Below are 14,020 nucleotides of genomic sequence, written 5' to 3' on the forward strand. Positions count from 1 at the left end.
GCACGAACGCGGCCTGCCCGGACAGCTAAGTGGCGCTGTTTGTTGCGGATCTGGCCTCGTACCAGTGCACGCCCTGAGCGTCGGTGGTGCGGGTGATGCGGTCGCGTATGAGCAGCCAGTTGAGGTGCGCGACGGCTTCGCCAGTGGCCATGATCAGCTGGCTGCCGGCAATTTCCCTGCCGAACAGCGCTGGGAAAACGTCGATCGCACGCTGTGGCATCCGGCACTGGATGGCGGTCTTGTCGAGCGCTTCTTCGTGCTCTGCGCGCAGCGCGGCCAGCCGCGACTTGACCCCGCGAAACGGTTTGCCGTGCGCCGGCAGTACCAGCACGTCGTCGGGTAGTCGTGCGGCCAGACGGTCGATAGACGTCAGCCAGTCGTGGAGCGGATCGGCCAATGGATCGGTCGGGAATACACTGACATTGGATGAAATGGTCGGAAGAATCTGATCACCCGATATCAGTACATTTAACTCGGCGCAAAACAGGCAGGCATGTTCCGGTGAGTGGCCATTGCCAACAATGATTTCCCATGTCCGGCCACCGAGTGGCAGTGTGTCGCCGTCCCGGAGGCGTGAATACGTGCCCGGCAGCCGCGACATGGCGCGTCCGAACAGGTTGAACATCTTCTGGTATTTGTCGGTGGCGTCAGCGGGAAAACCGGCGGCCCGGTAAAAGCGAATGCCGGCGTCGATGTCGGGGCGTTCGCTGGAACTGCTTAGCTGCCGGCACAACAGGTACTCGTTGCGTGTCATGTGCAGGCCGGTGTTGCAACGACGGCTGAGCCAGCCGGCATTGCCGACATGATCCGGGTGCAGGTGGGTGGCGATGACCCGGTTAACCGCACGGCCGTGCATGTAGCCGTCCAGGGTGGCTTCCCAGATCGCTTTGGCTTCGTCGGAATGCAGCCCGGTATCAACGATGACCCATTCGTCAGCATCTTCGAGTAACCACAGGTTGATGTGCGACAGTGCGAACGGCAGAGGCATCCTCAGCCAGTGCACGCCCCCGGCTACCGGCGCCGCAGTGCCAGTAGCCGGGGTGCTTGCGAACTCGTACTCAATCCCGGGAGTGCGGGCCACCATAGTTTGATCCGTTCACTGACATGCTCAGGCGGCCTGTTGCTGGCCAGAGGCGTAATTGCGCAGTGCATCTTCCAGCCGCTGGCGCACGGATGCAACCGCCTCCTCTTTGACCGGACCGTAGCCACGAATCTCCATGAACAACGAAATGATGTTTGCCGCATCGTCGCAATTGTTCTTGTCGAGGTTGTTCAGCACGGCGTCGACCGTCTGTTCGAACTCAACGATGAGTGCGCGTTCCATGCGCCGTTCCGCGGTATAGCCGAAGATATCGAACGGACCGCCGCGCAATCCTTTGAGTCGTGCAAGGGTGCGGAATACCGGGACAATCCAGCTGCCGAACTCTTTCTTGTACGGCCGACCACGCGCGTCAAGTTTGCCACCGAGTGTCGGTGGTGCGAGATGAAAGCGCAGTTTCGCCTGCGGACCGTGTTCTTTGCGCAGGGCGTCAATAAAGCCTGTGCTGGTGTGCAGGCGTGCCACTTCATACTCATCTTTGTAAGCGAGCGTCTTGAAGTAAGCGCGGACCGCAGCGTCAGTCAGTTTCATGGAACTGTTGCCAACCGCTGTTTCCGCGTCGCGTACCCTGTTGATGAGCGCTGCGTAACGCTCGCCAAGTTTCTCATCCTGGTAGTCGGTAAGAAACGCTTTGCGTCGTTCGACCATTTCTTCCAGTGATTCATCGCGGACAGGCGCGAGCAGCGGTGCCAGCAGTTCCTTCTCCAGGACCGCAGGAGCCGCGGACGCCAGACGTCCGTATGCGAATGCCTTGGTATTGTTGTCGAGGTCGACACCGTTCAGTTCGATGGCGCGCAACATGGCTTCCAGGGAAACGGGCACGAGGCCGGATTGCCATGCATAGCCGAGCAACAATACGTTGGCATAAATGGTGTTGCCGAGCAGCTTCTCCGAGAGCTGGTTGGCACCGACCAGCGACAATTGCTCGTCGCCAACGATGTTGCGGATGGCGTCTATGCGATCGGATGAACGCATGTTGGCGTCACGGTGACGGACGAAATCGGCCGTCGGCATCTCGGTTGCATTCAATACCACACGGGTGTGATCGGCCTTGTAGGTCTTCGAAGCTTGTGGCGAGGAACTCACCACGAGGTCGCAGCCGATCAGTGCATCCGCGCGTTGCTCGTCGATACGCACCTGGTTCAGCTTGGCAGGGGTGTCGGCAATACGAATGTAGCTCAGTACCGGGCCGAACTTCTGCGCGAAGCCGGTGAAGTCCAGGACGCTCGTGCCTTTGCCTTCGAGATGCGCCGCCATTGTGATCAACGCACCAACGGTGATGACGCCGGTGCCACCAACGCCGGTCACCAGCAGGTCGTAACTTTCCAGCTTGGTATTGCCCGTTGGCAACGGTAACCGGGCCAGCTGATCATGCGGGAAGTCCGGGAGTTTGCGTGCGCTGCCGTTCTTTGCAGGGTCCGCGCCGTGCACGGTAACAAAGCTCGGGCAAAAGCCATTCACACAGGAAAAGTCCTTGTTACAGGTGTTCTGGTCAATCTGTCGTTTGCGGCCGAACGGCGTTTCTTTCGGTATGACCGACAAACAGTTTGATTCAACGGAGCAATCACCACAGCCTTCGCAGACCAGGTCGTTGATGACAGCGATCTTGCGCGGGTTCTCCATCTTGCCGCGTTTGCGCAAACGGCGCTTTTCGGTGGCACAGGTTTGGGCGTAAATCAGTACGGTCACGCCTTTGATCTCGCGCAATTCGCGTTGTAGGGCATCCATTTCACGTCGGTGCGAGATCGTGACGCCGGCCGGAAAATCGTCGCGGCTGAATCGTTCCGGTTCGTCGGATACCAGCGCGATTCGTTGCACGCCTTCAGCGCGTACGGAGTGCGCAACTGCTTCGATCGTTAGCGGGCCGTCGACCGGCTGACCGCCCGTCATGGCAACGGCATCGTTGAACAGGATCTTGTAGGTGATGTTGGTTTTCGCCGCGATGGCCTGACGTATGGCCATGGATCCCGAGTGGTAGAAAGTACCGTCGCCCAGGTTCTGGAAGGTGTGCGGTTCGCCGGAGAACATGGAACGCGGAATCCAGTTGATGCCTTCACCGCCCATCTGAATCAGGCCGTTGGTATCGCGGTCCATCCACGACGCCATGAAGTGACAACCGATGCCGGCGAGTGACTGCGAGCCTTCCGGTACTTTGGTGGACGTGTTGTGCGGGCAGCCCGAGCAGAAATATGGGGTTCGTTTCGCGCCGCTGATTTCCACCGGCAACTGATTGCGGTTAACCAGTGCGTCAGCCCGCGCCTGCAGGTTGAGTCCGGGCATCGCGGCGTCGAGCCGCTTGGCGACGATCTCGGTCAGTTGAATGGGTGACAGCTCACCAATCCACGGCACCAGGCGTTCGCCGTTTTCGTCTTCCTTGCCGACCATCCGCTGTGGCTTGCGGCCCGGGTAGTCGTAGAAATACTCTTTGAACTGGCTTTCGATGATGCCGCGCTTTTCTTCGATCACCAGTACTTCGTGCTTGTCCTGCACGAAATTGAGAGCGGAATCGTGGGCAAGCGGCCAGACCAAACCGACTTTGTAGACTTCGATACCGAGTCGGCGTGCTTCGCCTTCATCGATACCGAGCAGGCGCAGCGCTTCCATCAAATCGTGGTGCGCCTTGCCGGTGGTGACAATGCCGTAGCGGGCTTTGTCGGATTTCCAGATCGTGCGATCGATCGGGTTTGCTTTGGCGAACGCGAGAGTGGCGGCTTTCTTCCACTCCATGCGTTCTTCAATTTGCGGGCCTGGGAAATCGGGCCAGCGGATGTGTAGTCCGCCGGGGGGAGGCACGAAATCCGTTGGGGTAACAAATTGCGGGTAAGGGGGCAGTTCTATCGACATGCCGGACTCGACGGTTTCTGAAACCGCCTTGAAGCCGACCCACATGCCGGAATAGCGGGACAAGGCAATGCCGTACAAACCGTATTCAAGGTATTCAGCAATATTGGCCGGGGCCAGGTGCGGCATGAACCAGGAGAGGAAGGCGACATCCGATTGATGTGGCATCGACGAGGATACGCAACCGTGATCGTCACCGGCGATAACGAGTACGCCGCCATTCGGTGAGCTGCCGTAGGCATTGCCGTGCTTCAGCGCATCGCCCGAGCGATCGATGCCGGGGCCTTTGCCGTACCACATGCCGAAAACGCCATCCACTTCGCGTTTGGGGTCGGCTTCGACTTGCTGTGTGCCCAGCATGGCGGTGGCCGCGAGGTCTTCGTTGACGGCGGCCAGAAAGCGAACGTTGCTCTCTTCCAGGAAGGACTTGGCGCGCCACATTTCCATGTCCACGCCGCCCAGGGGGGAGCCACGGTAGCCGCTGACGAAGCCGGCGGTGTTCAGGCCGCGGGCCTGGTCCATGGCGCGCTGCATCAGCGCAATACGCACCAGTGCCTGGGTTCCGGTCAAGAAGACGCGACCGGACTCACGCCGGTAGCGATCATTGAGCTCGTAGTTGTCGAGTGGGTAACTCAGTGAGTTGGCAGGACTGGGCATTGCGGTTTCCCCCGGAAACGGATGCGTGAATCAGCGCAATATAATGGCAGAATCCTCGCGCAAGCGGATGCCAAATTTGCTGCCAAATGACGTAAAAAAGGGATGAGGTTTCGTTTGATGTAAAAAAATGGGAAAATTTTGCGTAATAGTTCGGAAAAGGCAAAATCCCCATGTTGAACGACAAAGACCGCGCCATCCTCCGCGAGTTGCAGCAGGACAGCCGGGTGACCATGCAGCAGCTTGCCAGCCACGTCGGCCTGTCGGCGTCTGCCTGCTGGCGCCGGGTACGGGCCCTGGAGGAGGCCGGCGTGATCGAGCGCTACGCGGTACAGGTGAATGCCCGCAAAGCCGGGTTTATGTTGTCATCGATGACGCTGGTTTCGCTGGAGCGGCACGAAAGACACCATGTCGACAACTTCGTGGCCGAAATTCTGCGGCACCCCGAAGTACTGGAGTGCTTTGCTACCAGCGGCGAAGCCGATTTTCACTTGCGCGTAGTGGTGGAAGATATGGATGCTTACAACCGCTTTCTCGATGACTTCATTTTCAAGCTGCCCGGCGTTTCGCAAGTGCGCTCGAATATAGTTCTGAAAGAAATCAAAGCGGACAGCGCGCTGCCTTTTCGCTGAGTGCGTCAGTGCTTGTACGGCGCGCTGCGGTACTTGATTTCGCTGCGCTTGCTCATGCTGCAACGCGTCATGGCTCTGCCGGTGCTGCACTGCAACTCGCGAATTTGTAAGGAAGTTGCGGTTGTGGTTGGGTAAGATACGCCCCTTCGCCGCCACGGCGGACGGATCAACTGCAGACTTACCGCGCCGGAGCGCTAATGACCGACCAGAAAACGACCAGTGGCACCGAAGGTTGCCCTGAGGGCCGCAAGACGGCTTACGACTACGACGAACTGATCGCCTGCGGGCGCGGGGAGCTGTTCGAGGCCGACAGCGGGCGTTTGCCCTTGCCGGACATGTTGATGACCGACCGGATCAATGTCATACGCAATGACGGTGGTTTGTACGGCAAAGGCGAGATCATCGCCGAGCTGGATATCAATCCTGACATGTGGTTTTTCAAATGCCATTTCGAGGATGACCCGGTTATGCCCGGGTGCCTCGGTCTGGATGCGCTGTGGCAGCTGGTCGGCTTTTTCCTGGTTTGGTCCGGGCACAAGGGCAAGGGCCGGGCGCTCGGCGTTGGCAAGGTGAAATTCTCCGGCCAGGTATTGCCGACGGCCAGGAAGGTCACTTTCCGGCTCAATATCAAACGGCTGATCACCCGCAAACTGGTGCTGGCGATTGCTGATGGCACCGTTGAAGTTGATGGCCGCGAAATCTACACGGCCGAAGACTTGCGTGTTGGCTTGTTCATCTCCACTGACGACTTTTAGGATTCAAGAATGCGGCGAGTAGTAATCACCGGACTGGGTGTCGTTTCCTGCCTGGGCAGCACACGTGAAGCAGTGCTGGAATCGTTGCGCGCTGGCCGTTCGGGTATCAGTGCAAACGAAAAGTACAAGGAAATGGGCTTGCGCAGCCAGATTGCCGGCAGCGTTGACCTGAATATCGAAGACCACATCGATCGCAAAGTGCGCCGCTTTATGGGTGACGCTGCTGCGTATTCGTACATTGCGATGCAGCAAGCCATAGACGATTCCGGTCTGAGTGATGCGCAGGTGTCGAACCCGCGTACCGGCCTCATCGCCGCGTCCGGTGGTGCTTCGAGCGCCAACATCGTGGCCAGCGCGGACACACTGCGGGCCAAGGGTGTGCGCAGAATCGGTCCTTACATGGTGCCGCGCACGATGGGCAGTACGGTTTCCGCCTGTCTTGCGACACCGTTCAAAATCAAGGGCGTTAACTATTCCATCACTTCGGCCTGCGCGACGAGTGCGCATTGCATTGGCGCAGCGATGGAGCAGATTCAGCTCGGCAAACAGGATGTCGTTTTCGCCGGTGGCGGCGAAGAAGAAGACTGGACACTGGCGAGCCTGTTCGACGCGATGGGCGCACTGTCCACCAAGTACAACGATGCACCGGCGACGGCGTCGCGCCCTTACGACGAAACCCGCGATGGATTCGTGATCGCGGCAGGCGCCGGTATGGTGGTAGTCGAGTCACTGGAACACGCCGAAGCCAGAGGTGCTGACATATACGCCGAGATTGTGGGCTACGGTGCCACCTCGGACGGTTACGACATGGTCGCGCCGTCAGGCGAGGGCGCTGTCCGCTGCATGCGCCTGGCGACTGACACGGTCGATGCGCCGATTGACTACATCAACACCCACGGTACCAGTACGCCGGTAGGTGATACCACGGAGCTGAAGGCCATTCGTGAAATCTTCGGTGAGCAAATTCCGCGCTTCTCCTCGAGCAAATCGATGTGCGGACATTCGCTGGGTGCGACCGGTGTTCAGGAGGCGATCCATTGCCTGCTGATGCTCAAGAACGATTTCATCGCACCGTCTATCAACGTAGTCAATCGTGACCCGGAACTCGGTGACATGCCACTGGTAACCGAGTGTGTCGAGAATGCGGGCATCAAGACCGCCATGTCGAACAGTTTCGGCTTCGGCGGAACCAACGCCACGCTGGTGATGCAACGAAAGTAGGCGGCAACAATAACAGGACGACCTGAGTCCGATAGATGAAGCGGCGCAATCGGCGTCGCCAACTGCGAGAACTATGGAAACGATCAGCGAACACGCATGTTATGGCGGCAAAGTTGGTTTTTACCGCCACGAATCCAGGGTTAACAGCTGCCGCATGCAGTTTTCCGTTTTTACGCCCTCGCAAGCGAAGAAGGCGCCAGTACCTGTCATCACCTATCTGGCCGGGCTGACCTGCACGGAAGAAACGTTCATGGTCAAAGGCGGCGCGCAACGTGTCGCCGATGAACTGGGACTGATGTTGGTGGCGGTTGACACCAGCCCGCGCGGCGAAAGTGTCCCTGATGACGCGCAACAGGCATATGACATGGGCCTCGGTGCCGGCTTTTACCTGAACGCGACCCAGGCGCCGTGGAATCATCACTACCATATGTACGACTACGTAACCCGCGAGTTGCCGGCGTTGTTGTTCAATGAATTTCGCGGCGATCCGACCCGGCAAGGGATATTCGGCCACTCGATGGGTGGTCACGGTGCGTTGACGATCGGGCTGCGGAATCCGCAGGTCTACCGTTCGATCTCGGCCTTCGCGCCGATTTGCAGCCCGATGAACTGCCCCTGGGGTCACAAGGCACTGGCTTACTACCTCGGCGAAGACCAGGATGCCTGGCGCGACTATGACGCGACCGAGATCGTCAAGAATCTGCACGAAGTTCCGAAGCATGCTTTGCTGGTCGATCAGGGCATGGCCGATCAGTTTCTTGCCACAGAACTGAATCCGGACCTGTTCGAGGCGGCCTGCGAGGCGCGCGGGGTGAAGCTGGAACTGCGCCGCCATGACGGTTTCGATCACGGCTATTACTTTATTTCCACGTTTATGGAAGATCATTTGCGGCATCACGCACGGATACTGAGCGCCTGATACGGCGCCGTCGTCCATGAACGAGTTACTGCTGCTGGCGCTGGCAATGCTCGCGACAGGCGCAGTTGGCGGTGTCCTCGCGGGCTTGTTTGGGATTGGTGGCGGCATCGTTATCGTCCCCGCGCTCGATGCCGCTTTATCGGCTGTCGGCACTGACCCAGCCATTCGCATGCACGTCGCTGTCGCGACATCGCTGGCGACCATTATCCCTACCTCCATTGCGTCTTCGCGGGCGCACCATCGGCGACAGTCCGTGGACCATGCACTGGTGCGACGCTGGGCGGTATTCGTGTTGCTGGGTGCCATTGCCGGTGCGTGGTTGGCGTCCCGTTTGCACAGCAATGTACTGGCCGCCGTGTTCGCTGTATTTGCGTTGTTGATTGCAATCAAGTTGCTGCTGCCTCTGGATGGCAGGACGTTGGCCAACGACGTGCCACGCAATGTTTTTATCACCGCAGTCCCGTTTTCCATCGGTGGCATATCGAGCATGATGGGTATCGGCGGCGGCACGCTGAGCGTTGCTGCGCTGACGCTGCTTAATCAGCCGATACACCGGGCGGTGGGGACGGCGGCGCTGTTTGGCCTCGTCATCAGCTTGCCCGGTACGCTGGGGTTTGTTGCTACCGGAATTGGCGACCCGCGTTTGCCGGTTGGCAGTCTGGGCTATGTCAATCTCATCGGTTTTGCATTAATCGCGCCGACGACAGTGTTGCTGGCACCGGCCGGTGCCGCACTGGCGCATCGCTTGTCGCAACGGCAGCTTAGCCTGATGTTCGGCGGCTTTTTGTTACTCGTATCCATACGCATGCTTAGTCGCGCGTTTTAAGGTCTCGCCTATGACACTGAAACGGAAGCTGGGGCTCTCAACCGTGCTGGCCGTGGTCATGGGCGACATGATTGGCTCCGGCATTTTTTTCACGCCGGGCGAACTGGCGGCCGTCGCGACCGCTGAATGGCAGGTGTACTTTTTCTGGGCACTGTGTGGGTTCATCACGCTTTGCGGCGCACTGACGCTGGCAGAACTTGCCTCTTTGTTACCGCGTGCCGGCGTTGCCTACCATGCACTGACAGAAGGCTTTGGTCCGTTCGCGGGATTCATGCAGGCCTGGATCATGGTGCTGGTGAGTGGCCCCGGAGCCATTGCCGGTGTCGCGATCTTATTCGGTGAATTCGGCAGCGATGCGCTGGGCTGGCAAGTGGAGAATGCGCCGTTGTACCTGGCTGCGACCGGCATTGGCCTGTTTGCGATCATCAATATCCGCGGCGTTGAATGGGGTGGCGGTGCACAGATTGTCGTAACCGCCGTCAAGGTGACCGGCTTGCTGGCGCTGGTGGCAGGTGCTCTGTTTCTGGCTGAACCGGTAGCCGGCACCGCCGAAGTCGATGTGCCTGCCAGCACCGGGAACGGTCTGCTGGATTTCCTGCGTTTCGCAGGAGTCGGCGTGTCCATCGTGTTGTTCACCTACGATGGCTGGATCGATGCATCGCACGTGGCCGGAGAAGTACGCAACCCGGATCGCAATTTCCCGCTCGCCCTGGGGGTTGGCGTCCTGCTTATTACGGGTATTTACCTGGCCGTCAATGTCGCGTGGCTGTCGGTTGTGCCGTTAGCTGAAATGCGTGCGGAGCCGCAGGCGGTCGCCGCGAAAGTGGCGGTCGCCGCGTTCGGCGCCGGTGGCGCGACATGGCTTATCTACCTGATAGGCATTTCGATCTTCGGTGCACTCGGTGGCCTGATTCTGACCCTGCCACGGCTTTACTACGCGGCGGCGTCCGAATACCAGCCTCTGGCACGCAACACGCCGGCCGCACCGTTTTTCAATGCCCTCGCTTATTTGTCGCCCGGCAGCGCCGTGCCCACCGGCGCGATTCTGACAGCTTGCGGCATCTCCATTGCGGCGTTGTTTTTCTTCGGTTCGTTCGCCCGTATCGTGACCTTTTTCGTTGTGCCGTTTCAGTTCATTAATATCCTGATGGTCGCATCGATCTTTCGTTTGCGGCCGCGATTGTCGACGTCCGGGCAATGGCGCTTACCCCTGTATCCATGGCCGCCGCTGATATTCATGCTGGTCATGACGTTGTTTCTGATCGCGGCATTGGTGTTCAATCCGCTGGACAGTTTGATCGGCGTTGGTCTCACACTAATCGGAGTGCCGGTCTACCGCATGCTGGCACGTCGCAGGGATGTCGTATGACGCTTTTTCGCAATCGCTTTGGGGCAGGCAAGATCATCATCGGTGTCTGCCATTTGCCACCGTTGCCGGACTACCCTGAATCGCCGGGCATCGAGGCCATTTGTCGGCACGCCCGTGACGACATGGTGGCAATGAAGCAAGCCGGATTGCACGGCATCCTGCTTGAGAATGAAGGTGACAAACCGCACAAGGTCAAAGCGGGCGCTACAACGATCGACGCCATGACAGCGGTGAGCAAGTCGACGATCGCCCACGCGGCCGGGTTTGCGGTTGGTGCGGAAATACTGCTGAACGATCCGCTGGCCTCCCTCGAAGTTGCGGCCCGCTCAGGTGCGGGCTTTATACGAACCGACTACTTCGTTGATCGCATGTCACGGCCGGTGTACGGCGAATTCGAAATATTCCCGGAGAAAATTCTCCAGCACCGCAAAACATTGGGGGCGACGGATATCCTGATACTCGCCGATATCCAGGTGAAATACGCGACGATGCTGCAGCCGCGTCCGCTACGGGAGTCGGCAGTTGAAGCCGCGTTACGCGGTGCCGATGCCGTTGTCGTTAGCGGTGATGCGACCGGAGATGCACCGCTCATCGAGCACCTGCAGGCAGCACGAGCGGGTATTCAGGCGGCGGGTTGCGATATTCCGGTATTGATCGGCAGTGGATTGTCGCCGGCAAATGCCGCAATGCTGCTGGCCGAATGCGATGGGGCAATCGTTGGCTCGTCATTGATGCAGGCGGGCAAGGTGGATTCGCGATTCGCACACGATCTCATGCAAGCGGTTCGTGACGAACGGCAATGAACATACTGTGCGTTGGCGACTGTGGTGTCGATATCTATCTGCCTGAACTTGAGCGTCGGCCTGGCGGCATTACTCTGAATGTTGCGCTGGCAGCGCGACGCTGGTTTCCAGCGACTGATCGAATTCATATTGCTGCACCACTCGGCACGGATGAAGCAGCGGATATTGTCAGGGCCCGGTTGGCCGGCAGCGGCATAACGACCGAGTTCTTGTTGCGAACCGGGGCAACACCCATTCAGGAAATCGAGGTCGACGAGGCCGGAGAGCGCCACTTTCGTGGCTACCATGTCGGCGTACTTCGTGACTATCGAGCGGCCGATATCGATTCCGGCTTGCTCGCGAGTGCTGATCTTCTGATCACCCCGGTCTTTGAACAAAACCGCGACAGCTTTCTGTCAGTGATCCGTGCCGATACCAGCGCCACCCGGGCCGTGGACTTTGCCGACTTCGCCGTTCATCAGGATTTCGCTTTTCTCGAATCGGTGATTGATCGGGTTGACGTAGGGTTCTTCGCCTTGTCACCCGAACAGGACGAGGTCATCGCCCAACTCGGAACTATGGCCAGCGCGCACCGGGGTACCTTTGTTGTTACGTTGGGTGCGCATGGCAGCCTGGCCTTCGACGGCGCACAGGTCTGGCGTTGCCAGGCCCGGCCGGTCAGTAAAGTCGTCGACACCACGGGTGCCGGAGATGCTTTCACGGCCGGTTTTCTGGCTCGATACCTGTACGGGCGGGACTCGCAGGCGGCATTGGTTTCCGCTACGAATGCGGCCTGCGAGGCATTGGCCAGAAAGGGCGGCAATTGATGCTGAGGTAAAGCCATTGTGATACTCAGGGCCAGGTGCAGAAGTGCTGCTGTTTGTACAAATACTTATGGCCCGGACGACGCGCAAAGTGGTTCGATGTAGAGTTGGCAGCCAACCAGTGAAAGCAGGACAGTAACGTGAAAAATGTACCGCGCGTAGTGGCCAAGTTGTTGGAGACAACCACCGACGCATTGCTCATCGTCAATAGCAGCGGCGAAATCGTGTTTGTTAATTCGGTGGCGTCACGTTTGTTTGGCTATACCAGCGACGAATTGATTGGCGAAGCAATCGAAGTACTCATCCCGCACAGTCTGTGCAAACGACACGAAAGGGACCGGCAACGGTATCGCGGCGCGCCGCATTCCCGGCCTTTGGTGTCAGGCCTCAGTCTGCAAGGGCAACGCAAGAATGGTGAGATCTTCGATGCTGAAGTGTCGTTGACACCGGTGGACAACGACGGTGAGGCACTGGTTGCCAGTATCGTTCGGGATACCAGCCAAGGCGATGAGTCCGAGGCCTATTTCCGGCATCTCTTAAAGGCGGCGCCGGATGCGATGATTATCGTTGATGAGAATGGCCTGATCGCGATAGCCAATGATCAGTCTGAGAGAATGTTTGGGTACCCGCATGATGACTTGATTGGCAAGTCGATTGAGACATTGCTTCCAACTAGTGTCCGCGAGCGGCACGTTAATCACCGCAACCGGTTTTTGCGTGACCCGCGATTACGGCCAATGGGCAGCGGAATGGAGCTCTATGCGCGACGCGCTGATGGGTTCGAATTCCCGGTTGAAATAAGTTTGAGCCCGATAGAGTCCGCCAGTGGCAAGTTCGTATCCAGCGTTATTCGTGATGTCACCGAACGGCGAGAAATGGAACGGGACCTGATTGCAGCACGTCAGGAGGCAGAACGCGCGCACAAGGCGAATACGGCATTTCTTGCTGCGGCGAGTCACGATCTTCGCCAGCCGGTGCAAGCCTTGAGTCTGTTGACCGGTGCGTTGCAACGCACCGTTAAAGATGAGCTGGCATTGGAGATGATTGACAGCCAAATGCATTCGCTGGATGCGATGACCAATCTTCTTAATTCCCTGCTCGATATCAGTCGGCTGGATTCAGGTGCGATAAAGCCGGAAATTGAAGAGTTCCCATTGCAAAGGCTCATTGACCGGCTGGCCGCGGAGTTTACTCGTCAGGCTCGACAGAAAGGCCTGACTTTCATTGCGACGCCAAGTACCGCTATCGTCCGCAGCGACCCGAATCTGCTGGGCGAGATCGTGCAGAATTTTGTCTCCAATGCCGTGCGCTACACCAACGTCGGCGAAGTGCAGCTTGACTGTCGTGTGGACGGCACCGATCTTCTGGTAGATGTCATCGACAGTGGAATCGGCATTGCACCGGAACACTACGATGACATCTTTCGTGAGTTTCACCAGTTACGTGTGGATGCACCGTCCAATGAAGGCTTTGGGCTTGGGCTGGCAATCGTTCGTCGTCTGGCCGATTTGCTTGGGCATGCCGTGAGTGTGACCTCGGAGCAGGGCGTAGGTTCACGGTTTTCTGTCAGGGTGCCCCTCGCGTCCAATGCATCATCCGGTGAGTCAGGTAACCACCGAGACGCAGACGACGGACAAGCCCCCCCGTCTCGGGCACTGGTCATGTTGATCGAAGATGATCGACGTGTGTCGGCAGCCTGGTCGATGTTGCTGCGCGCAGAAGGATACCGGGTCGTGGAAGTAGATAGTGCTGGTGCAGCGGAGAAGGTTGCTGCAGAACTGGATGAGACGCCCGCTCTTATCATTTCCGACTATCACCTGTTGCACGAGACAACCGGTGTACAAGCGGTGGGTGCTGTGCGCAAAATCTTCGCAACGGAGCTGCCAGCGATCATTGTCAGTGGTGATACGTCCAAGGTCGTGGATGACGCACGCAGCATCAGCAACAGCGTGTTATTGAGCAAGCCCGTGAACACTGATGCTTTGCTGGACCTGGCCCGCCAGGTTGTGCATAGCGGACGCGTCTCTGCTGATTGACGCAACCCTATACGTGTAGCTACGTATAGTCTGCCTCGCTGCCTCTGGCACTGTATGCCTAT

General features: G+C 58.5%; 11 protein-coding genes. 9 read left to right on the forward strand and 2 right to left on the reverse strand.

What is annotated here, in order from left to right; all coding sequences use genetic code 11:
* Nucleotides 1-25: 25 nt before the first annotated feature.
* Nucleotides 26-1,084 (reverse strand): MBL fold metallo-hydrolase, encoded by a 1,059-nt coding sequence (locus BA177_RS05410; RefSeq protein ID WP_068613867.1) that lies wholly within the window; start codon nucleotides 1,082-1,084, stop codon nucleotides 26-28.
* Between the two features lie 24 nt (nucleotides 1,085-1,108).
* The gene (locus BA177_RS05415; protein WP_068613870.1) at nucleotides 1,109-4,597 is read right to left on the reverse strand and encodes an indolepyruvate ferredoxin oxidoreductase family protein; all 3,489 of its coding nucleotides are present in this window, start codon (nucleotides 4,595-4,597) and stop codon (nucleotides 1,109-1,111) included.
* 170 nt (nucleotides 4,598-4,767) lie between these two features.
* Here BA177_RS05415 and BA177_RS05420 point away from each other — a divergent pair, with 170 nt between their 5' ends.
* The 9 genes from BA177_RS05420 (at nucleotide 4,768) to BA177_RS05460 (ending at nucleotide 13,958) form a co-directional block, all read left to right on the forward strand.
* Nucleotides 4,768-5,226: an Lrp/AsnC family transcriptional regulator gene (locus BA177_RS05420; protein WP_068613874.1), complete on the forward strand. Its 459-nt coding sequence runs from the start codon at nucleotides 4,768-4,770 to the stop codon at nucleotides 5,224-5,226.
* Between the two features lie 197 nt (nucleotides 5,227-5,423).
* Entirely contained in the window at nucleotides 5,424-5,981 is a 558-nt protein-coding gene (gene fabA, locus BA177_RS05425; protein WP_068613877.1) for a bifunctional 3-hydroxydecanoyl-ACP dehydratase/trans-2-decenoyl-ACP isomerase, read from the forward strand.
* A 9-nt stretch (nucleotides 5,982-5,990) separates the two neighbouring features.
* On the forward strand, nucleotides 5,991-7,202 hold the full coding sequence (gene fabB, locus BA177_RS05430; protein WP_068613879.1) for a beta-ketoacyl-ACP synthase I: 1,212 nt from the start codon (nucleotides 5,991-5,993) through the stop codon (nucleotides 7,200-7,202).
* 73 nt (nucleotides 7,203-7,275) lie between these two features.
* Nucleotides 7,276-8,121: an S-formylglutathione hydrolase gene (fghA, locus tag BA177_RS05435; protein WP_068613882.1), complete on the forward strand. Its 846-nt coding sequence runs from the start codon at nucleotides 7,276-7,278 to the stop codon at nucleotides 8,119-8,121.
* A 16-nt stretch (nucleotides 8,122-8,137) separates the two neighbouring features.
* Nucleotides 8,138-8,947 carry a sulfite exporter TauE/SafE family protein gene (locus tag BA177_RS05440; protein WP_068613885.1) on the forward strand — a complete coding sequence of 270 codons (810 nt, stop codon included), beginning with the start codon at nucleotides 8,138-8,140 and terminating at the stop codon, nucleotides 8,945-8,947.
* A 10-nt stretch (nucleotides 8,948-8,957) separates the two neighbouring features.
* Nucleotides 8,958-10,316, forward strand: a complete 1,359-nt coding sequence (locus BA177_RS05445; protein ID WP_068613888.1) for an APC family permease — start codon at nucleotides 8,958-8,960, stop codon at nucleotides 10,314-10,316.
* On the forward strand, nucleotides 10,313-11,119 hold the full coding sequence (locus tag BA177_RS05450; RefSeq protein ID WP_068613891.1) for a BtpA/SgcQ family protein: 807 nt from the start codon (nucleotides 10,313-10,315) through the stop codon (nucleotides 11,117-11,119). Before BA177_RS05445 ends, BA177_RS05450 begins: the two co-directional genes overlap by 4 nt.
* A complete protein-coding gene (locus BA177_RS05455; protein WP_068613894.1) occupies nucleotides 11,116-11,925 on the forward strand; it encodes a carbohydrate kinase family protein in 810 nt (269 codons plus the stop codon). The genes BA177_RS05450 and BA177_RS05455 overlap by 4 nt, the downstream gene beginning before the upstream one ends.
* A 137-nt stretch (nucleotides 11,926-12,062) precedes the next feature.
* Nucleotides 12,063-13,958 (forward strand): PAS domain-containing hybrid sensor histidine kinase/response regulator, encoded by a 1,896-nt coding sequence (locus BA177_RS05460; RefSeq protein WP_082989893.1) that lies wholly within the window; start codon nucleotides 12,063-12,065, stop codon nucleotides 13,956-13,958.
* Nucleotides 13,959-14,020: the final 62 nt, after the last annotated feature.

The sequence above is a fragment of the Woeseia oceani genome (genome assembly GCF_001677435.1).
Taxonomy (GTDB): domain Bacteria; phylum Pseudomonadota; class Gammaproteobacteria; order Steroidobacterales; family Woeseiaceae; genus Woeseia; species Woeseia oceani.